Origin of the sequence: Xanthomonas arboricola (genome assembly GCF_003353015.1) — a bacterium.
GTDB classification, from domain to species: Bacteria; Pseudomonadota; Gammaproteobacteria; order Xanthomonadales; family Xanthomonadaceae; genus Xanthomonas; species Xanthomonas arboricola_E.
Map to the genome: position 1 here is coordinate 842,705 of NZ_QREM01000007.1, position 20,601 is coordinate 863,305.

Consider the following 20,601-nt stretch of genomic DNA (forward strand, 5'->3'; position numbering starts at 1 on the left):
CCTGTAGCTACAGCGTCACCTGTGGCTGCAGCGTCACCTGTGGCTGCAGCGTCACTTGTGGCTATCGTGGCCCCTAGCTACAGCGTTACTTGAGGCTGCATCATTATCTGTAGCTGACTCACTGCCTGTAGCTGACTAGTTGCCTGTGGCTGCAGCGTTCCCTGCGTGCAAGTGAGCTGACCGCCCACGGCCAGCCCTCTGCACCAGGAGCACCAAAGCCCCTCTCCCACTGGGAGAGGGGTTGGGGTGAGGGTACGGCGCAAGCGCAGCGTGCACCCACGCAGTGCCCAGCGTTGCCCCATGCGCCGTCACTCAGGAGGCAGCCCTGCTGAGCAATAAACAACGAACACTTTTTCTGATCAGACCGGCGCCATCAACCAAAAGAAACCCGCCGACGTGATGTCGGCGGGTTTCTTTTTTCCAGGCTTTCCACCAGAACCTGCACCCACTTCTAGAGACCGCCCAAGGTAAACAGACGATCACGGCATTACCGGACATAAAAGCGGCACGCTGCGCAGGGCATCCGCCTGCCGCATCGTGATAGCGCCAAGACCGCCCACGACACAGCCATCCACGCAGTCGATCACCATAGAGCTGCACTTACCGGTGGGTACACTCCGGACGTCTGCAAGGCACTACCGCATGCAGCGTCCACACAGCAGCCGGGTAATCTATCGAGCGATATCGCACAGCCGGCGTCGCACCGCAGGCACTCAGCGAATCAAGCACCGGCGAGGTAGTAAAAGTGAGGCAGCCTGTCAGGAATGCCTCGCTACGTTTCAAGCGATCACGCAAGCACGACGACCGCCCGCGATGCCGCATCAACCATCCCCGATCGCACACACAACCGCATGCCCGGCAAGGCGCAGCTGTCCCTGTGCGATTGTTCCATGCTCCACGCCGGGCACACTGACCTGCTCCCACGTGCCCGCCGGCAGCCCAAGTTCGGCTACGTCGGCCGACAGATTGAATGCAAGCAACAGCACCTGGCCGGCATGCTCGCGCCGGAACATCAGCACAGGCTCAGCGGTGTCGTAGAACGTGATCGCCCCCTCGCGCAACGCAGGCTCGCCCTTGCGCCAGGCCAGGAACTGGCGCACCGCACTGAGCACGGACAACGGATCGTCCTGCTGCACACTCACCGCGTTCGCACGATGCGCATCAAACAGCGGCAGCCACGGCTTGCCACTCGTGAATCCCGCTGACGGCGCAGCCGTCCACGGCATCGGCGTGCGGCAGCCATCGCGCCCCTTGAAGGTTGGCCAGAAGGTGATGCCGTACGGATCGCGCAGATCCTCGTACGCCACGTCCGCCTCGCCCAGGCCCAGCTCTTCGCCCTGATACAGACAGATCGACCCGCGCAGCGAACACAGCATCGCCACCACCATCCGCGCGAATGCCGGCGATGCGTCGGCACCGCCCCAGCGCGTCACCGCGCGCACCACGTCGTGGTTGGAAATGGCCCAGCACGGCCAACCCTCCAACATCGTGGCCTCGAGCCTACTCACCGTCTCGCGGATATAGGCCGCGCTGTAGTCCTGCACCAGCAGCTCGAAACTGTAGCCCATATGCAGACGGCCGTGAGCGGTGTACTCGGCAGTGGTCGCCAACGAGTCTTCCGACGAGATTTCGCCAAGACTCACCGCATTCGGATACCGATCCAGCAGCCGGCGCAAGCGCTCCAGGAACGCCAGATTTTCCGGCTGCGTATTGTTGAAGTAGTGGTACTGATACGCGTACGGATTGTCCGCACTGAACCCGCGCCCCACCCGCTTGTCGGCCGGCTTGGCCGGATTGTCGCGCAGCTGCGCATCGTGGAAGCAGAAGTTGATGGCATCCAGGCGGAACCCATCCACCCCGCGATCCAGCCAGAAGCGGACGTTATCCAGCGTCGCCTGCTGCACCTCGACGTTATGGAAATTGAGGTCCGGCTGGTCAACGAGGAAGTTGTGCAGGTAGTACTGCTCGCGCCGCGGCTCCCATTGCCACGCAACCCCACCGAACAGCGACAACCAATTGTTGGGCGGCGCCCCGTCCTCACGCGGATCGGCCCACACGTACCAATCGGCTTTCGCGTTGGTCCGGTCCTGCCGGCTCTCCTGGAACCAGGCATGCGCGATCGAGGTATGACTCAACACCTGATCGATCATCACCTTCAAGCCGAGTCCATGCGCCTTGTCGAGCAGACGATCGAAGTCGTCCAGAGTGCCGAACAAGGGATCCACCCCACGGTAGTCCGCGATGTCGTAGCCAAAATCGGCCATCGGCGACTTGAAGAACGGCGAAATCCAGATCGCATCCACGCCGAGTCCGGCGATGTAGTCGAGCTTGGCGATGATACCGGGCAGATCGCCCACCCCATCACCATTGGAATCCAGAAAACTCCGCGGATAAATCTGATAGATGACGGCCCCGCGCCACCATGGTGTCTGCGACATGTACGCCCCTCCCGGGCCATTGCGGGCGCTAGAACAAGCGCCTAACCAAGGCCGTTAGCGTAGCGGCGCACGCAGCACGCAGCGCACTTGTGCATACGTATTCATGTCGCCGGGCGGCGACGACGCGATAGCTCAGAAAGCTCCATTACGATCCGCAGCATCTCACCGGTCGCCAAGAGGGCGCGGCATGAAAAAGACTTCAGACTCAAGCGCATCGAAGCATCGCTTGTAAAAATTCCTTTCGGCAACTGAAACTGGCGGCTGATGAGCCGACACTAAAAAGCGACCCATCACGAAGCTGCCAGTAACAACCGCCTCGCCCGTCCGGTAATCTGCAACGGGCTTTAAAACACTACGGATACTGACTTGAGATTATGCGTGATCCTCAAGATCGGCGCCTTTGGCGTGCTTGCGCTTACCTGAGCCTTTTCGGTTCGCATAGAAGTCTTCCAGCCACTGCTCTGGCGTCAACTGGTCTACGCTTACACCCAACTTGTCGGCTTTGCGCGACAAAATTTGATGCATGATTTCAATGTTATCGGTCGAGGATGAAATCACCGAAAGAGCATCATCCATCCCACGCAGATTGAGCTGACACACCGCTGAGGCGTGGCCCTGCTTGACCAAGAAGCAACGCGAGCGTTCGTCCAGCGATACCACCACTTGGTATTCGGCATCAGTGAGCTTGAGCCCTTCGATGTAGTCGTCGCGGCTGGCACTGGGATTGGGCAGCAGGATCATGGTTGCAGTCTGTTCGATCAACGCCGCTGCGATGTCGCTGGCCAGTGCGTCTTCCGGACTTTGGGTAGCGAAAATTCCCAGGCCATTCTGCTTACGGATGGTCTTCTGCTTGTTCTTGGCGAAGTCCTTCAGGCCGCCCTTGCCGTCCAGGATCTTCCAGAACTCGTCCATGACATAGATCAATGGGCGGCCGTCGATCAGCGCTTCCAGGCGATGCAGTAGATAGTTGATCACCGGCACGCGCACTTCGGCGTTGTCGATCACGTCGGTATAGTCGAAACCGATGATCGATGCGCGCGTCAGGTCGACGGTGTCCACTGGGTTGTCAAACACCCAGCCCAGCGAATTGCCGGCGGTCCATCGGCGCAGGCGTGCATACAGCCCGTCGTCGCCCATATTGGGCAGGCTCTTGCGGAAGTTGCTCATGCTGCGCAGGTGCATCGGCGTATCCAGCATGCCTTCCACCGCGCGATAGATATCTTCTTCCTCGCGTGCGCTGTACTCGGTCTTGCCGCCCAGCACCTTGATCAGCTCGGCCAGAAATTGCGTGTTGGCCTCATTGCGTTCGCACTGGAACGGATTAAATCCCGTCGGCGCGCCGTTTTCCAACGCCAGATAGTTGCCGCCGCAGGCACGCACGAAGATCTCCGCGCCACGATCCTTGTCGAAAAAGAAAATTGTCGGAATGGGGTCGAATTTCTGCACCTGGCTCAACAGGAAGTTGATCAATGCCGTCTTGCCGGTACCGGACTTGCCGATCACCATGGTGTTGCCGATCGCCTTCTCGCCCAACGAGTTCTCAGCCGGGTGCGTGGCATGGAAATTGAAGTAGTAAGGTTGACCGTTGGTGGTCTGCAACGTGGTGACGCAATCGCCCCACGGATTGTTGTGCAGCTTGCCTTGGGCAAAATTGTGCAGCGGCGACAGGCCCAGGAAATTGAGCGAACTCAGATTGGCAATGCGCGTACGGAAGCGCCAGTTGCCAGGCAGCTGCGCGTAAAACGACGAGGCGATTGCCAGGTCTTCCTTTGATGAGACGAAACCGGCGTTGGAGAGCTCAGCGCGCGTGGTCGCGATTTGCCGGGCAAGTTTTTCCTGGCTGTCGGCGTACACCGCAACGGTGAAGTGATACTCGCCCAGCACGAAGTTGCCTGAGGCCACGTCGTCCATCGCCAGATCCAGATCACGGATCTGGCTGGAAGATTTGTCGCCCGATGAAATCATCATGCCTTTGGTACGCTCCAGCACCTTCAGTGCGTCGTGGCGACCAACAGGGCTGAAGGAGTGAGTGACCACATACTCGAAGTCCAGGTACTTCAAGCCATTGAGGATGCCGGGATAGGTGCCATCGGCGTATTCCTTGACGTTTAGGATGGCCCCGAAATGGTTGATGCCGTCCGGCGTGCGAATGACAAAGTCACCAGTCTTGTTGGCGAACATGTGCTTGCTGACGGGCAGGTACGCTGGAACCGGCGCCTGCAGCACAGGAACCGGCTCGTCAATCCGGTTCAATAGATAGCCAAGAAATTCCAGCGTCTCGGAGAAAACGATCCCATTCTTTGCCTCGTACATTCCAAGGCGATAGGGCGAATAGTCTTTTAGCACCGCTTCCACGTTGGTCGCCAGCTCGATCACCTTCGCAATCGCCTGTTCTTCTTCGACTCGAACCCTGTCAGGATCACTGGATTTTTCGACCAACCGACGCCCGGTAACCACAGGGCGATAAATCATGCTGAAATACAATTCATTCTGCATGATCTTCTGGGACGACAGCGCTGCGTAGTACTCATTGGACAGCGACTGATTGAACGCCTGCTTGAAACGGCCGGAGTTGCTGATCTTGCGCCGACGTCGAACATCATGTGCCCAGAACGCAACGTTTGCGAAATCCGGCGCGCGCAGGGTTTGGACAAGACGGTTGAACGTGTTGTGCCGCTGCTCCAGCTCAAACTCGTCACGTCCAACGAAAGGCAGGCCTGCAAGATGCCAGATCAACAGATAGTCACCACCGGTCGTCTTTAGAACGGACGGTGCGACGTGCGTCGAAACGGAGACGAATTCGCTGATCGGACTATCTGGGCTGAACATGGCCTTACCAATTTAAGAGGAAGCATCATGGTGATGCAGTCGTGCAAAACACCAACCCCACGCGACTTGCGGGCGTGGGGTTGGTTAGCGGCCTACGTGCCTACTGACGTTTTCCTGTGGGGTTCTTGCGGTACTCATTGGGACTGAATACCCACATTCCCGAGTAACGCTGGGCATTTCGCACACGCATGCGAAACAACCATCGCAGTCCCAACAGCCTGAAGATCATCTCGTCTCGCTTTGCCACTTGCTGCATGGCAAAAATGATGACTGGGATTGTCAACAGGTACCAAAGATCGAAATACATTCCCAGCAGCAGGCCACTGCCGGCTCCGATGAAAAACGGGATATAAGGCACTCCCAGGAACATCGCCGGACGGGTACACCCACGGAAGAGAACGTCTTTATGCATAATACTGAGCGATGTGAAGCAGCGTGATCGACGCAGTGGTGCAATCCTGACCACCACCTTCCTTACCGATCACCATGTTGGCAATCTGGGCAGCGGCACCGATCAGAACACCACCGATCAAAATCGGGGAAACTTCGGAAATTCGCTTGTGAGCAAATGCAATCTGGTAGCCGGCAATGATCACAGCGATCGTGACAACGAGCGCTGAGCCCATGTTCAACAGACCATTGACGTTTTCAAGGAAGCCGCACATCTTTTCGCCGGTCTCTCCGAGACCGCCTTCTGCCGAGGCCCCACCCGCAACTAGTAGTAACGAAGTGAATGCCAACGCTTTCAGGGCCTGGGCTCCAATCATTTTGGCGTCAGCGGCCGTCTTCTTGTTAATTTCAAACTTCATATCAATCTCCTTGGGAACGGGGGGGTGTAATAGCCAATCCGTGGCAGGTTTTCCTTCCTGGTTAAAAAACGAATGCGGTATCTATCTGCTGTGTCGCAGGCACCGGTCGGGCAGGAACGGCGCTGGCTGGCGCTTGGTTTGTCACCGTTGGGGCTTGCGGCACGCCGCCGGCAGGTAGGGCAACACCCCGCCCCTGTCCAGTTGCCTTGACCACATATAGTTCGTTGTCGGCCGTACTGGCCTGGGATACCTGGGGCGGTGGCAGCTGTGCAGGCGTGGGCGATGCAATCATAGGACCCTGCTGTGAAGCTTCTGTGCGCCCGGGACTTGCGAGATCCTGAATTCGACGCGCCACGATTGCATCAGCCAGCTCGGCGGCTGCCTGACGCAAGGGATTTTCGACACGGACCTTGATCGGGCGATTCGGAATCACGGCGATCGGCTCGGCCCCCGAAGATGCCACCGACTGACGAATGGAGGCATAGATCTTCTGGACATACCCATGCTTGAAGCCGGTTTCGAAGTTGCCAGAGTAGTAGCAACTGAACGACTTGCCCCAGTTGGCGCCGGATCGCGAGTGGCACTCGGCCAGGATCCTGGATGCAGCAACCAGGTTGGGACACTTGGCAAAGGCCATTTCATAACTGCTCAGCCCGTACTTCTGCAGGTTGTAGCGATTGACCTGACCAAGTCCCAGGGAGAAATTGTAACCCTTCTGTTCCAGCATCTTGGCCGTGGCTACCGCTTCTTCGAGCCCGCGCGGTTCGCGTGCAAGGCGGCCACCGACTACGCCGATGGCGTACGGATTGCGCGAAGACTCAACGCGAACGACGTGCTGCATGACCTCGCCGGGGACAGCAAGTCCAGTACATCCCATCAATTCCATGCCGGGCAGCATAACGGTCTCCTTGAAACTGGATCGACGTCAATCATTGGCGGCCGGTCAACCACCACGCAGGGTTCTTGCCGGATCGAAATCGATCCCGGTAATAAAGCGGCGCCCAGCGTGCGCCTTGATGTGCACCACGATATCGATGGTCATACGCAGCAGGCGTTTGATCACCTCGAATTCCAGCCCGGAGCCTTCGTTGGACGCCTTCACCATGAGCGCAAGCTGGTCCCAGGTCTGTTCAACGCTGCCGGCATGGCAGCTGGTGATCGAACCAGGATGGCCAGATGCGCAATTACGGATGAAATAAAACGATTCATCGCCACGCAACTCGGCCAGGATGATTCGATCCGGCTTCATGCGCAGGCAAGCCTCCATACAACTCTTGGCAGTCACATTACTCGCACTCTGGCCGCCTTTCGAGTACAGCAGGTGCACCGAATTGGGCTGACTGATGAAGAGCTCGCGTGCGTCTTCAATGGTGACCAGGCGTTCCTCGTTCGGAATGTGATTGACCAAGGCCTTCATGAAGGTGGTCTTGCCGCTACCGGTTGCACCGGCAACCACAACGTTCTTCTTGTAAAGCACTGCTTTCTTGAAGAACTCCGAGTACTCCTTGTTGCGACGCAACTCGAGTAGTTCGCGATCGTGATCGCTGACATCGGCAGCCTGCTCGAGCACCTGATCAAAAAATCCGTCGCTGGTGTACTGCTCGAGGGTCTTGGTGTGTTTGGAGGGCAGGCGAATCGTGATCGAGACCTTGCCGGCATCGCAGGCAGGCGGAATGACGAACTGCGCGCGCTGTCCCGTTGGAAAGGTCAGAGAGACCACCGGATCAGCATCGGTGATGCGCTGCCCGGTGTTGCTTTCGTTGACGACCGCCGTACAGAACTGCCTGGCCCGATCAAAGGTCAGCGACGGCACATCCATGCGTTGCCAGCCATTGATTGTCTCCAGATACAGCTCGCCGGGACGATTGATGCAAATTTCCGTGACTTCGGGCGAATTCAAGTAGTCCAGGATCCCCAGGACGGAATACTGGTAATCCAGGAAATCATTCGAGATCCGCGCAGTCGGAGAATCGTCGATCGTCGTGGCGGTCGTCGCGCTCACTTAGGCAGCACCGCAGAGAAATCGACGTCCTTCGCAACATACACGTTCAGGACCGTTCCTTGATTGATCGTCAGCGTTGCAGGGCGACGTCCCGATTTTTCCACCGCCTGTTGCGCGAGTTGCTGCACGCTCTGGGCGGTATTGCTCTCGAATGGCTGCTGCGTGATGATCCCGGAGCCCACACCGATGGTGGTGGTCTCCGGACCGTACTCCGCAGCCGCGTACTTGAAAGCGTCGCTTAAAAGGCTGATGAACAACGCCGAGGCAATCTTGTTACCCCAGTGAGCGTCGTACTGGCCAGGATGACCAGCACTGCCGAGCGTGTCGATACCCGGGCCAACCAGAGTGACATCGAGCCCGGTAGGAGTAGTCACGCGATCCCAGACAACCTGCAGGCGCCGGGTAGTTGGTTCGCCTGCACCGTACTGACCCAGCATCTTCGAACCCTTCGGCAGCAGCAGATTGTGCCCGTTAATCGAATAAACAGGTTCGGTCACGATGCAGGAGGTATAGCCGCCGAAGTCGGAAATGATCCGCGTTTCCAGAATGCAGCGGATATAGGTACCGCGCACGAGCAAACCGTCAGGATTGCTGATCGGCTTTGCCAGCGTCACCTGCTCATCTTCTCGTGCTCCAGGCTGTGCGCCAGTCTGACCCGCCATCCCGGGAACGCCCGCAGCGCTACCGCCAGCTGCAGCGGACTGCTCAGCAAGAATGCGTCGTTCCAGCAAGGTAGGCGCGCGCGGACGCTCTGGAGCGGCGGAGGGCATGCTGTCGTTATCGTCGACAGGCATGGGCGGCAGTGGCGGCAAACTCGGTTGTTGCACAAGAGGCACCGGAGCCGTCTCGACGGGTGCTGTCATATTTTGTGGAAGCGCAGGCGCCACAACCGTCTCGGCACGCTGCTTCACCGGCGCAGAATCGTCAGAATCCTGCTTTGCCAACCAGAAAATGGCCAAAAGCAACAAGCCGGCAACCAGTGCGAGAAAAACTAGCGCCTTCCGATTCAACCGCTTGATGTCGCTGGACCGCAACACAGGCTCGTTCGAATCCAGATCCGGCTCCGCAGCTGCTTGCTGGCGTGCGAAATACGGATTACTGCGCTCGTCGTACTCGTTGGTCGCAGGCTCATCCGATCGATTGTCCCGGGAGCGCTCATCAGGACTGTTTGGAATATTCGAGTTCACTTTTGCTTGTTCCTTCGCAGACCGACGACATTATCGCCATGACGAACTACCAGGAAGGGGTAAGTTCCATGAACGATCAAGGTATTACCCTCAACGGTCGTATTCACGAGAAAGTCCTCGCTATGCTCTTTCTCACGAGCAAACACCGCCGGAAAGTTACCCGTAGGAAATCGTGTTAAATCCATATTGATGTAAGTGAACTTACCATCATCGTAGACCCGGCTCGGAATCAACCAGGACTTCTTGGTTCGCGTAGCATAGTCATAGTCATAATAGTAGCGACGATCCTTGAGAATCTTCGCATTCAATAGAGGACCATCCTTAGCAGCCGCAGCATCCTCGACATTATTGAAGCTCGTATCCTTTGGGTAACTGAATACGACTTTATACTGCACACCTGCCTGCTTGGCCTGCTCCAGGCGCTGCCAATCGGTCGCAACGACCTTTAGCTCGAGAATATAAGAATGCGTCGCGGTACGAATCATCATGTTCGTATCGACATCGACATTCTTGGGCTTCAAATAGAAGACATTTTCACGACGTGTCAGCTCCCAGCCTCCGGTGAAACCCGTGCTGTAGTCAAGAATCTTTTCATTGGGACTGAGTTCGATCTGGGTGGTGATGCCCAGTCCGGTACGCACCTGATAGATACGGTCGGGTGCGTACTCATATTCTTGAACGACCTGGGCAGCAGCCGAGAATGCGCACAGTACAAGTGGCAGTGCTGCAGCCAATGCCGCCCTGTAGGGGTTAGAGGGTTTCATCGACCGCTTGCTCCATTGACATTGTTCGGCATCCCTTGGGGTTGAATCGTGGGCTGGACTTGAATTTGACCGGCCGGCTGGGGCTGTGCCTGACCTGGGTATCCCGGCTGCTGCTGGACCGGGACACTACCTGGCGCTGCCGGCGTGCCCTGCTGCAACGGAACACCGGCTGGCGCTGCAGCGCCAGCTGCATTGGGATCAACCACGCCAGGGGTCATCGGTTGCTGGTAGGCCGGGGCCTGTGGTGCTGCCTGCGCTTGCGTGCTGATCGCGGACGGCGCGGCGGGCAATGCCGAATAATCGTTATCGACACGGTAATCAGTTACCCGAAAACCCAGGGGATTCTCCACCCTGAGGCTGTCATTCATCTCAAGATTATCCTGGTAAGCAAACCCCAGCGTCGCGATCTTGTTGTCCAGGAGCGTGGTTACAGTGGATGTCTTGTCGTAGACATTCCGCTGAAAGCGTACAGTCGCACCAGTATAAGCCTTACCCTTGCCACCAATAAGGGTAATGCTAAGGATGTTGATGCGGATTGCCCGCAATCTGCCATAGGTATTGAAAGGTCTCGCTGGGTTGTTGCCGGCATGCAACGTGCGATATTCGGAAAGCACATTCGTCGCTGCCATCGCGGCAACTGTGTTCCAATCACGATCACCAATCGTGGACGCATCAAATGACTCGCGCGCCAGAATGAAACGCGCGATATTGCTGCGTGCCAATGCTTCACTAGTACTGATAGTGCGTCCGCCGTAATTCGCTTCGAGCTTGGCGATGGTACTGGTACCCGAATAAGCATCTGCCATGACCAGGTACGGCACCTTCTCCTTCAGCGGCAACATGTAGTAATAGCCGCCTGCAGTCATGACAGTCACCAACATTGACAAACTGGCCACCGTCCATGCGCGCTTTTCACTGCGGCGTGCGAGATCGGCGATGCTGACCTCGTAGTTCACCGCTTTCTGGACGGCCGCACCAACCTGGGCGGAACCGTCCTTTTCACTCACCTTCTTACGCAACATGTCGAGATCCGTCACCGTGAGGCCTTGTCAGGCCTGAAACTATCGCCGCGACAAGCGCGGACACATGGGAGGTGTGAACTGGCTCGCCGCCCGGATACCTGAGCGTACCGGATCAGCAATCAGCCCTTAGAGCTTGGCTCCAGCCGATACCGGTACCGGCTGTACCAGCAGCTTGTTGGCGGAGACCGAAACCGACACGCCTTGCGCGGCGTACACCGCGCTGAGCTCCGTGGCAGCTTGCTGCACACTGGTGGTGCTGATACTGGAAACCGGGCCGATCAGGGTGTAATCCGAAGGCAGGTTGTAGGACAGCTGCATGTTGGAATCGGCGGCCCACCGTTCCAGCATCGTCTTCAACGTGCCATCCATCGGCGTGGCCTGGTACGTGTAGGAGGTGTAGAGCGGAATTTCAGTCGGGGCTTCGTCAAAGTGATTGACGTGCTTCCAACGTCCACCAAAATCGGGAGCGGGCTTGGTCGCGCAGGCCCCGACCAAGGCAGCGACTACCAAGACCAGCGACAGCTTGGACACATACATCGGATTCACTCTGACTTCTCCAACTCATGAGATTTCGGGCTTGAGACAGATAGCACGACGACCCCGCTCACCTTTGGGTGGCGGAGGGAATCTGCCTTCGATGACTCGGTCGAGCACGCATGCCCGCCCGAACCAGTCCACACAGGCCGGTGGGCGTCCCGCATACGGGCAACGGATAAAAATGAATACGCAGAAGAACCATCCATAGCCTTACTCCTGTACGACCCCGTCCGGCGCCGCCCCCTTAACAAAAAATCAACAATGCGCAAATTCTCGGCCACTTTGCCCTTAACGAGCACATGAGTCAAGAATTACCCGCCCCTCTGCCAAGTCGTAATGTGACAGTCATCACACCATGATAGCGAGCGTTTTCACGTCGGTCTTTGGCAGCAAACGCGCGGTGAAATATCGATCTTCGTAGTAGCGGATCTTGTCGCATTTGACCGGGTGCGGGATGCCCTCGTACAGGAACACCTCCTTTTCGTTGCCCATCGCCTTCAGCTCCTGCGGAAGCATCAGCGCACGTCGCTCCTCGGAAATACTTCGGGTCGTTTCCCTGCCTCGGGTGACGTTCTTCTTCTTGATGGTGGTGTAGCCCAACATCTCGGAGTAGTCGTTCGCGTCCTGCTGCTCTCGTGGCGCATACAGGATCTGCAGCGCATGGTTGGTGATGATGGTGCGCGACAGGTCCTTGCCGTAGGTCGCGTCCAGCTGCGCCATGCTCTGGATGATGGGCAGTAGACGCAGGTTGTAACCCGCCATGTAGGCGACTGCGGTGGCAATGATGTCGACCTTGCCGATCGAGGTGAATTCGTCCATCAACAGCAGGCACTGGTATTTCAGCTCCGGGTTGGACTTCGGCAGCTCGCGCGTGTTGAGGTTGATGATCTGGCTGAAGAGCAGATTGATGATGAGCCGGCTTTCGGCCAGCTTGTTGGGCTGGATGCCGATGTAGATCGTCATCTTCTTCTTGCGCAGATCGGTGAGCAGGAAATCATCCGCGCTGGTCGCCGCATCCAGGACCGGATTGATCCACGCGTTGAGCGGCTCCTTCAGGGTGCCCATGATGGACGCAAACGTCTCGTCGGCCTGTGACAGCATGTTGGCGAATGCCGAGCGTGCATTGCCGCTGAGGAACCGGCGCTCGGAGAGCGACTTGAGGTACTTCTTGAGGTCTGTGCCATCTCCGGACGAGAGGCGGTAGATGCCGCCAAGCGTGGGAGCCCCTGCCCCACCCGGGAAGCCGAGCGACACCTCTTCGTCCTGGTTTTCGAACAGATACAGGGCAAACGCCATGAACGCGTTCCGCGCCTGACTGACCCAGAATTTCTGGTCGTCCGATCCATCCGGATACAGCATGGCGGCGATGCTCATCAGATCCGACACCCGGAACGCCGGATCGCTGGACACATAGGTCAGCGGATTCCAGCGATGGGTACGACGATCCTCCGCAAAGGGATTGAAGAGGAACACCTCATGCCCCTGACTGGCGCGCCAACCGCTGGTGAGGTCGAAGTTCTCCTGCTTGATGTCCAGGACCACCACCGACTCCTGATACTCGAGCAGGTTGGGAATGACCACGCCCACGCCCTTGCCGGAGCGCGTCGGCGCGGCGAGGATCACGAACTGCTGCCCGCTCAGCCGTACAAGCTTGCCGTTGAACTTGCCCACGACAATGCCATTGCCACTCGGCTTGAACAGACCGTGCTTGGAAAGGTCTGCCGCCCCGGCAAAGCGCGCATCACCATGCAGCGCCCGTGCCTTCGGCTTGACCAGGAGCACGACCGTGATGGCCCAGATGATCCCGGGCAGACCAAAGCCGAGAATGCCGGACATCTTGATCTTGGTTGCGTAAGGCGCCACTTCCGGTAAGCCCAGCGCCTTGACGTAGCGGTAGTAGGTATCCCACGCGTACAGCCCGGTATCGAGCCGCAACAACAGCAGCGTCAGATATCCGGACAGAAAATACCCGACAAGCAATGTCACCAAGGTGGCGATTGCGATTACTTTGGCTTTGGACACGCGCCCCTTCTCCCTGGCTTGTTTTTCGACGGTACTTAGCGACGGACGACGGGCTTGTGGTCAACCAGATCAGACTTGCGTCCACCACTCTCGCTCTCGACGAGCGAGTCGATCCAGACCCTGGCTTGATCCAGCGACAGGTCCGGCGTGATCCGAGTACCAGCGTCCGTCACGACGGCATAGGCCACCACGGCGTCTGGCGCGTAGGTGTCCTCCCGGGTGATTGCCACGACACGGTACCCGCCCCTGGTCAGCACGGTGTGCTGATACTCGTCCATCGCCAGCCTTCCTTTTCGTCAGCGCGGAGGCGATGCTAAAGCATGCCGTGTGATGGAGAAAGCGGTTTCGGCGAAGCCGGCACAACAAGGCCTGCATTCGACGCAAGGCGAGGATCGGGATGTGTCAGTGCTGGCGGAATTCGGTTGGCACTTGAATGCTTTCAAAGCCACACACATGCGTGGCGATGACAACTCGCCTTTATGGATGAGGTGCCCAGCTATGGGTGCGGTGCCCAGCGCCGCGACGAAACAAGGTTGAACAGCGACCCGAGCCTGACCTAGGAATCTTGCCGCACGGGCGCAAAAGCACCCGGCCTGCCAGGCCGGCGTGCAGCCGCGCGTGACGCCTAGCCGCTGCACGATGTTCGATTCAATGCACTTGGGGACGCCAAGGATGCAAGCGAAAGCGATCATCGAAGACCTGGCAAAGGACGCACGGACGCTGCAAGCGCAAATGCATGAGCCAACCTGGGATCCGCGGCAGCAGTCGCTGCCGATGTTGAAGCCACTCAAGTCGCCATGCCGTCTGGACTTGGAGTGGTGGGCGGTACAGGGTTCGAACCTGTGACCCCTACCATGTCAACGGGATTCTAGGGGTAGCTGTAGCAAGGGAATAACCTGCAAAGCCTTGATTAAACGTCTCATTGGATGCGAGTGCGTCCATATACGTTTGCTTTTTTGCAGGAGCCTTGCAGGACAGCCATGCCGAAGATCAACCGCGAGCCGCTAACGCGGCGTTCCGTCGATAGCGCGAAGGCGACAGGCAAAGCCTACCGGATGCGCGATGCCACCGTCCCCGGCCTGGTGCTGCGCGTCTCCGCCACCGGCGCGCGCTGCTGGGCCATCGTCTGGGGCCGCGGGCAGGAACGCACCTTCGGCGACTACCCCGCCCTGCCGCTGGAGGCAGCACGCGAGCGCGCCAGGAAGCTCGCCGGCGAGATCGCCGCGCACGGCGCGCCGCTGGCGGTGATCGAGGCGGCCAAGCCCAAGCCGGCCACGCTGGGCTCGTTCGTGCGTGAGCATTACGGCCCATGGGCCAAGGCCAACCAGAAGGCCGGCCAGGCCACCATCGATGCGCTCGCCGCCCACTTCACCGAGATCGTAGACAAGCCGCTCGCCGCCATCTGCGCGTTCGACCTGGAGCGGTTCAAGTCGCAGCGCTTGAAGGCCGGCATCAAGCCGGCGACGGTGAACCGCGACCTGTCCCGGATCCGCGGCGCGCTGTCCCGCGCGGTCGACTGGGGAATGCTCGAGCAGCACCCGATGCGCACCGTGAAGCAGGCCAAGGGCGCCGACGACAGCCGCGTGCGTTACCTGACACACGAGGAGGAACGCCAGCTGCGCGCCGGCCTGCAGCAGCGCGAGCACGACCGCCGCGCGCCTCACCTGCTGCCGATGGTGCTGGTGGCGCTCAACACCGGCATGCGCCGCGGCGAGCTGCTCGGCCTGGACTGGGCAGACGTCAACCTGCCAGGCAAGCTCGTCACCGTGACGGTGGCCAACGCCAAGAGCCGCAAGGCCCGCCACATACCGCTCAACAGCGAGGCGCACGACACGCTCGCGCGCTGGGGCGGCGGGGGCGCCGGTACCGGCCTGGTGTTCCCTTCGCCCAGGACAGGCCGGCGCATGGACAACATCAGTAGCAGCTGGGAGGAGCTGTGCGACACGATCGCCCTGCCCGGCTTCCGCTTCCACGACCTGCGGCACACCTTCGCCAGCCGCCTGGTCATGGCCGGCGTCGACCTCAACACCGTGCGCGAGCTGCTGGGGCACTCCGACATCCGCATGACGCTGCGCTATGCACACCTGGCGCCGGACAAGCTGGCCGAGGCAGTGGCCAGGCTCTGACCGCATCCAACCGCCGACGGCGGACGAACCGCCTTGCTCCGTTCCGCCAGCCGTGCTCCATACGCTCCTCACATCTGAGGAGCGGTCGGTGGAATTTCCTCAACCTGAGGAGATTCGGCGCCAGGGGCTTTTCCTCACCGTGAGGAGAAGGGGGCAAACGCCATATCTGGCGTATGGACCAACTGCCGGAATCCCGGCAGTTCCGGGTTCGAATCCCAGCCTATCCGACATACCCACCATTGGTGGAGAAGCCGAGCGGGTTCGGATCCCTCTCGCTCCGCTTTCCTGCGGTGCAGGATTCCGACGAAATCAACGGTTTGCAGCCGACCTGGCCGCTACAGCCTTTTGGTATGCCGCGAGCAATGGCCCCTTGTTCTCAACTCCGAGAATCTCGCGAATAGGCACGTGCGACGGTTTTCCACCCCTCGAAGTCACTGCAATAACCTCTTCTCGGATCTTCTCCCAGCATGCGAATGCAGGCTCCCAATAGAGCCTCTGGAGTTCGTTATGGGCCTCATCGGGTGAAAGCGAGCGCGCTAGTTCGCCTTCAAGTGCGCTCGCATCTGGGAAGGTCCATACGGCCTCGCAGGTCATAGCGTCTTCAAAGGCGAGGAGTGTCGGCGCGCTCATGAAGACATGGAACAAATTGCGCGGTTCATGCGGATCGCCCGATATGCCAGCGAGCATGTCACCAATAGTGAGCCCTCCATTATCGACGTTGAAAGAGTTGAGGCCGACCTGCAAGGCCCACTCCATCGATTGGCTAAGCGAGCGGTGCTGCGCTTTTGCGAGTAGCTCCAGGCCATAGAGCAGAGACGGTCTCAAGGACAAGTTAACTCGTTTCAGTTTTTCGCCTTCCACGCGGGGCGGACGGCCACCCTTGGACCTGCTCGGCCCCTCTAAATTTTCGCTTGACATGCTTAGATTCTTCCAGTTCAATGTGTTTCGTGGGTTTATTACACACAAACACATACAACATAAGACAGGAAGAACTATGTCACAGCAGGCCCCCGTAGAGAAGCTCAGCTATACCGTCGAACAGGCCATGGGCGCCACCGGCATGAGCCGCAGCGCGTTTTACAAGGCAATCAGCAAGGCTGGATTGGTGACCTTCAAGCTGGGCAAGCGCCGCATGGTGTCGGCGCGCGCGCTGCAGCAGTTCATCGAGGCGCAGGAGCGCGAAGCATCCCGGCGGAGTGTCGCTTGACCCCGCAAATAGAAACGGCCCGAGCGCGCCAACGCCCGAGCCGTAGAAGACAAGCCCGAACCCTACCAAGGAACGACCAAGCCATGAGCACAACTGTACATCATCCGCGCGCTGCTGCAACCCGCAAGGCAGCGTGGTTTGGCGAATGCCCGGGGATGCAATCACACCTCGAGTTCGCCCTGCGCTTCACCCAGTGGATGCAGGCGCGCCGGCAGAAGCCGACCGTCAGCGACATGATGGAACGCTGGGGCATGAGCCGCGCCACCGCCTACCGCTACAAGGCCGCCTATCGCGCGGTGACCGGCGGTGACGCATGAGCGCGACTGTCCTCACCTTCCCGCCGGCGCGCATCGTCCGCCGAGCACCCCGCCCTGCCCCCAGTCGTGTCGATGCCCTCGTGGCGGTGCTGGAGCGGATCGCCAGCGATCCCAGCAGCGCATTCGCGCGGCGGCGGATGCAGCTGCTTGCCCAGGCCAACGCAACGCCAACGAGTGAGTGTGATGCCCGATGAATACCGCAAGCCAATCGCGGCGAACAAGCGAGCCAAGTTCAAGGGCAGGAGCAAGGGTGCACCGTTCCTGGCGATCGAGCACCGCATCGCTGACAGCGAGGAGTTTGGCCGCCTCTCCGGCAACGCAGTCAAGCTGCTGCTCGAACTGGCCAGACAGTACCGGCCGGGCAAGAACGGTGATCTCAGCATCCCGTGGTCGCTGCTGCAGGACCGTGGGTGGCGCAGCAAGGCGACGGTACACGCCGCGAAGCTCGAGCTACTGGAGTCTGGTTGGGTCGTCGAAACGCGCAAAGGCGGGAAGCATCTGTGCAGCCTGTACGCCATCAGCTACTACGCGATCGATGAGTCAGAAAAGCACACAGAGCGCCCGACAACTGTGCCGCTCAATCTCTGGCAGCAAAAACGCAATGCGTAGTCGCTATGTGGGCCAATCAGGTCGCCATGCAGGCCAATCGACTGAGGAATTAGCCCACATACAGACCTCAGAGGTCGCTATGTGTACCAGTCGAGCGGTTATCCACAGCCGTTTGAGGTCGCTATGTGTACAGCTCTATAGATCTAAACCAAGCGGAGCGCATCTGCTCTGGCTTTTCGTCGGCGCCCACACACGGATACAGCCATGAGCACTGAAGCACTCGCATGGGCATTCACCCAACTCGCACCCACCCCTGAATCCAAGTTGCTGCTGGTGCTGCTGGCAGACATTGCGGATCCCGAGGGCCTGGTTCATTCGCCAGACCACAACCGGCTGGCCACCTACTGCTGCACCGATGCACTCGGCGTGCAGTGCGCACTGGCAGACCTCTACTCAACCGGCCTGGCAAGCAAGCGATGGGACGGCATCTGCCTGCCTGTCCCCCCGATGGACTACGGACGTACGGCATTGCGGAGACGAGCATGAGCACCAGCACCCACACACCAACTGACAGAGCCGCATGGTTGGACACGGCCGCACGCGGTGCCCTGACGGCATACCTGGAGCGCACTGGCGCCAACAGCGAAGCACGCGAGGAAGTCGCAACGCTACCCATCGCCACGGTGCTGCTGAGGCTCCCACGCGCCATGCGTTCGATCGTGGCCGCGGCGAGCCTGCTGCACTACGGCGAGCTGGTGCATCCCGGACTGGCTGAGCCGGAGCCCAGCCATTGGCGAGCACCGCGCCGCACCGCGAAGACCAGCCATCGACGCGCCGGCAAGGTCGCCGCGTGCGGACCTGATCGATGACAGCCGAGCGGCCCCGGGGGGGCGTGCGAAAAATAGAAATCGCCCCCACCGGACACCGGCCGCTCAGCCAAATTTTCGCACCGTCAAAATTAGCTTTTGAAAATATCGGGAGGCACTTTGGACCCTGAGAGGCCCACCATGCATGGGGTTCCGCTTGACCGGGCCGCGGCCGAGCTAGGCATTCCCACGGGAACGCTGCGGCGCTGGGTGCGGCAAGGCTGTCCGGTTGTCCACCGGGGCCACCGCGGGCGCGGCCATGCGGCGCTGGTCGATCCCGCACAGGTGCTGCAGTGGCGGGAGGCCGGCGCCCGCCAGCAGATTTACCTTGAGCTCGCCAGCGCGGTACCCACCGTAATCGCGCACGCGGCATGCAATTCAATGCGCCTCGCCAATGGGATCGACAAGAAACGGCTCGCAGGTGTGCAGGCGGCGACCTGGTACGTGGCGACCAACGCTGTGCTGGATCACCTGCGCGAGCGCTGCCCCGCAGTGCCGGAACTGGCCGTAGTGCCGGACGAAATCGAGCAGCTCCGTAAAATCGCACGATAGCGATTGATTTTAGGCGGTCTCGGTACGGTGTTCCCATCAACCACCGGAGACGCCCCAGATGGACCCCATGCAGCATGCTGCACTTTCCCGCGCCCGCACTGCTCTCGACGTGGCGATAGCCAACGAATGCAGCTCTGCTAAGGCGAAGGCTTTCGTTGAAATTGCTCTGGGCATGATGCTCAACGGCAAGAACTTCCGCGCCGCCATCGCCTCTCATCCATCTGCGCTGGTCCAGAAGGCTGTGGCGGAATCCACCTTCGGCGAGGTATGGCAGACCCCAAATGCTGCGGCGCTGGCGGCCAGCTACATCGGTAGCATCGCCGAGGGCTCGCTGCTCGACCAGATCATCACCTATGGTTCCTTGCTACCGCTCAACGTCCCCGGTGTGCTGGTCGGCAGCGGTTACAGCGCCAACGTCACTAAGGAAGGCGACCCGAAGGTCGTCAAGAACTTGGAGCTCAGCACGACCGACGTGGAGCTGCACAAGGCCGCTGCGATCGTGGTGATGACGCAGGAGCTTGTTCGCGCAATCGGCGGGCAGGCCATTTTCGAGAGCGAGCTCCGCAAGAGCGTCACGCGCGCTGTCAATTCATCGGTGCTGGCCCAGTTGCTGGACAGCGCGCCGAAGTATGTCGCGCCGAGCGACGACGCTCTGGTCAACCTCCGTGCCGGCATGTTTGCTGCTGGACCATCCGAAGGGTACGTAGTCGCCGCGCCGGCGATCGAGGTTATAGACCTGGCCACGCGACTGGAAAATCGCGGCGGCATGGGCCTGCGCGGCGGCACCTTCATCCCAGGAGTTCAAGTCGTCGCCATGGACGAAATCTCGGACATGTACGTCATCCCCGCTTCGCGTATCGCCGTCCGCGATCAGGGGCTCGAGGTGCGCAGCGCAGGGCATGCAACGGTCAACATGGTCGATACGCCCACCAGCCCCTCGCAATTGGTGTCGCTGTTCCAGACCAACAGCATTGGCCTGCTCGCAGAGAGAAATTTCCACCTGGCGGCCGCTTCGCCCATGGTGGTTGTTGGCGAGGATCCGAACCCATGAGCATCGGGACTGCCTACCAGGAGGCGCTGAAAGCGTTGGCTGAGCAGGTTGCCCGCGCATACCGCGAGGACTGCTGCAGCTTCCACGTGTCCGCCGGACTGATTCAAGGCAACACCATGATCGCGGTCACTGCCACGTTCGATGCAACTGGCACAGAGTGTTGGGTGCCACTGGCTTTGGGCGGCGATCCCTGGACGGATGAAAGGCGCGCGCGCATCGAACACGATGCTCGGGCGGTGATCTCCCAGCGGCTCAGCATCGAAGAGGGTGCTGCTTACATCGTTCGTCAGTGCATGCGTGAGGTGCTCGATGGGTATCGCTGA

22 protein-coding genes are annotated in these 20,601 nt (G+C 59.6%); 9 read left to right on the top strand and 13 right to left on the bottom strand.

What is annotated here, in order from left to right:
- Positions 1 to 821 precede the first annotated feature (821 nt).
- The 12 genes from C0541_RS07025 to C0541_RS07080 form a co-directional block, all read right to left on the bottom strand.
- Entirely contained in the window at positions 822 to 2,438 is a 1,617-nt protein-coding gene (locus tag C0541_RS07025) for an alpha-glucosidase (RefSeq protein WP_115046956.1), read from the bottom strand.
- Between the two features lie 372 nt (positions 2,439 to 2,810).
- Entirely contained in the window at positions 2,811 to 5,267 is a 2,457-nt protein-coding gene (locus tag C0541_RS07030) for a VirB4 family type IV secretion/conjugal transfer ATPase (RefSeq protein WP_115046958.1), read from the bottom strand.
- 100 nt (positions 5,268 to 5,367) lie between these two features.
- On the bottom strand, positions 5,368 to 5,679 hold the full coding sequence (locus tag C0541_RS07035; RefSeq protein ID WP_115046960.1) for a type IV secretion system protein VirB3: 312 nt from the start codon (positions 5,677 to 5,679) through the stop codon (positions 5,368 to 5,370).
- On the bottom strand, positions 5,672 to 6,076 hold the full coding sequence (locus tag C0541_RS07040; RefSeq protein ID WP_115046962.1) for a TrbC/VirB2 family protein: 405 nt from the start codon (positions 6,074 to 6,076) through the stop codon (positions 5,672 to 5,674). Before C0541_RS07040 ends, C0541_RS07035 begins: the two co-directional genes overlap by 8 nt.
- A 61-nt stretch (positions 6,077 to 6,137) precedes the next feature.
- Positions 6,138 to 6,962 (bottom strand): lytic transglycosylase domain-containing protein, encoded by an 825-nt coding sequence (locus tag C0541_RS07045; RefSeq protein ID WP_161959965.1) that lies wholly within the window; start codon positions 6,960 to 6,962, stop codon positions 6,138 to 6,140.
- Positions 6,963 to 7,019: 57 nt separating this feature from the next.
- Positions 7,020 to 8,078: a P-type DNA transfer ATPase VirB11 gene (gene virB11 / locus C0541_RS07050; protein ID WP_115046966.1), complete on the bottom strand. Its 1,059-nt coding sequence runs from the start codon at positions 8,076 to 8,078 to the stop codon at positions 7,020 to 7,022.
- Positions 8,075 to 9,265, bottom strand: a complete 1,191-nt coding sequence (locus C0541_RS07055) for a TrbI/VirB10 family protein (protein WP_115046968.1) — start codon at positions 9,263 to 9,265, stop codon at positions 8,075 to 8,077. The genes virB11 and C0541_RS07055 overlap by 4 nt, the downstream gene beginning before the upstream one ends.
- Positions 9,262 to 10,029: a TrbG/VirB9 family P-type conjugative transfer protein gene (locus C0541_RS07060; RefSeq protein ID WP_115046970.1), complete on the bottom strand. Its 768-nt coding sequence runs from the start codon at positions 10,027 to 10,029 to the stop codon at positions 9,262 to 9,264. Before C0541_RS07060 ends, C0541_RS07055 begins: the two co-directional genes overlap by 4 nt.
- Positions 10,026 to 11,051: a virB8 family protein gene (locus C0541_RS07065; RefSeq protein WP_161959966.1), complete on the bottom strand. Its 1,026-nt coding sequence runs from the start codon at positions 11,049 to 11,051 to the stop codon at positions 10,026 to 10,028. Before C0541_RS07065 ends, C0541_RS07060 begins: the two co-directional genes overlap by 4 nt.
- A 126-nt stretch (positions 11,052 to 11,177) precedes the next feature.
- Positions 11,178 to 11,588 carry a TcpQ domain-containing protein gene (locus C0541_RS07070; RefSeq protein WP_115046974.1) on the bottom strand — a complete coding sequence of 137 codons (411 nt, stop codon included), beginning with the start codon at positions 11,586 to 11,588 and terminating at the stop codon, positions 11,178 to 11,180.
- A 348-nt stretch (positions 11,589 to 11,936) separates the two neighbouring features.
- Positions 11,937 to 13,610 (bottom strand): type IV secretory system conjugative DNA transfer family protein, encoded by a 1,674-nt coding sequence (locus C0541_RS07075; protein ID WP_115046976.1) that lies wholly within the window; start codon positions 13,608 to 13,610, stop codon positions 11,937 to 11,939.
- 35 nt (positions 13,611 to 13,645) lie between these two features.
- Complete coding sequence (locus C0541_RS07080) at positions 13,646 to 13,888, bottom strand: hypothetical protein (protein WP_016901079.1); 243 nt, start codon at positions 13,886 to 13,888, stop codon at positions 13,646 to 13,648.
- Positions 13,889 to 14,590: 702 nt separating this feature from the next.
- Between C0541_RS07080 and C0541_RS07085 the strand changes: the two genes are divergently transcribed.
- Positions 14,591 to 15,736, top strand: a complete 1,146-nt coding sequence (locus C0541_RS07085) for a site-specific integrase (RefSeq protein ID WP_161959926.1) — start codon at positions 14,591 to 14,593, stop codon at positions 15,734 to 15,736.
- Between the two features lie 309 nt (positions 15,737 to 16,045).
- On the opposite strand, the gene C0541_RS07090 is transcribed toward C0541_RS07085, so the two are convergent.
- On the bottom strand, positions 16,046 to 16,654 hold the full coding sequence (locus C0541_RS07090) for a hypothetical protein (RefSeq protein WP_153064965.1): 609 nt from the start codon (positions 16,652 to 16,654) through the stop codon (positions 16,046 to 16,048).
- 76 nt (positions 16,655 to 16,730) lie between these two features.
- Between C0541_RS07090 and C0541_RS07095 the strand changes: the two genes are divergently transcribed.
- From C0541_RS07095 to C0541_RS07120, 8 genes are all read left to right on the top strand, one after another.
- Complete coding sequence (locus C0541_RS07095; protein WP_193725879.1) at positions 16,731 to 16,943, top strand: helix-turn-helix domain-containing protein; 213 nt, start codon at positions 16,731 to 16,733, stop codon at positions 16,941 to 16,943.
- Positions 16,944 to 17,098: 155 nt separating this feature from the next.
- Positions 17,099 to 17,260: a hypothetical protein gene (locus tag C0541_RS20875; protein WP_161959927.1), complete on the top strand. Its 162-nt coding sequence runs from the start codon at positions 17,099 to 17,101 to the stop codon at positions 17,258 to 17,260.
- A 183-nt stretch (positions 17,261 to 17,443) separates the two neighbouring features.
- Entirely contained in the window at positions 17,444 to 17,869 is a 426-nt protein-coding gene (locus C0541_RS07100; RefSeq protein ID WP_115046982.1) for a hypothetical protein, read from the top strand.
- A 204-nt stretch (positions 17,870 to 18,073) separates the two neighbouring features.
- A complete protein-coding gene (locus C0541_RS20690; RefSeq protein ID WP_153064966.1) occupies positions 18,074 to 18,355 on the top strand; it encodes a hypothetical protein in 282 nt (93 codons plus the stop codon).
- Entirely contained in the window at positions 18,352 to 18,678 is a 327-nt protein-coding gene (locus C0541_RS07105) for a hypothetical protein (RefSeq protein ID WP_153064967.1), read from the top strand. Before C0541_RS20690 ends, C0541_RS07105 begins: the two co-directional genes overlap by 4 nt.
- A 138-nt stretch (positions 18,679 to 18,816) precedes the next feature.
- Positions 18,817 to 19,227 carry a hypothetical protein gene (locus tag C0541_RS07110; protein WP_115046986.1) on the top strand — a complete coding sequence of 137 codons (411 nt, stop codon included), beginning with the start codon at positions 18,817 to 18,819 and terminating at the stop codon, positions 19,225 to 19,227.
- Between the two features lie 58 nt (positions 19,228 to 19,285).
- Complete coding sequence (locus C0541_RS07115; protein WP_115046989.1) at positions 19,286 to 20,278, top strand: hypothetical protein; 993 nt, start codon at positions 19,286 to 19,288, stop codon at positions 20,276 to 20,278.
- Positions 20,275 to 20,601 (top strand): hypothetical protein, encoded by a 327-nt coding sequence (locus C0541_RS07120; RefSeq protein WP_115046991.1) that lies wholly within the window; start codon positions 20,275 to 20,277, stop codon positions 20,599 to 20,601. The genes C0541_RS07115 and C0541_RS07120 overlap by 4 nt, the downstream gene beginning before the upstream one ends.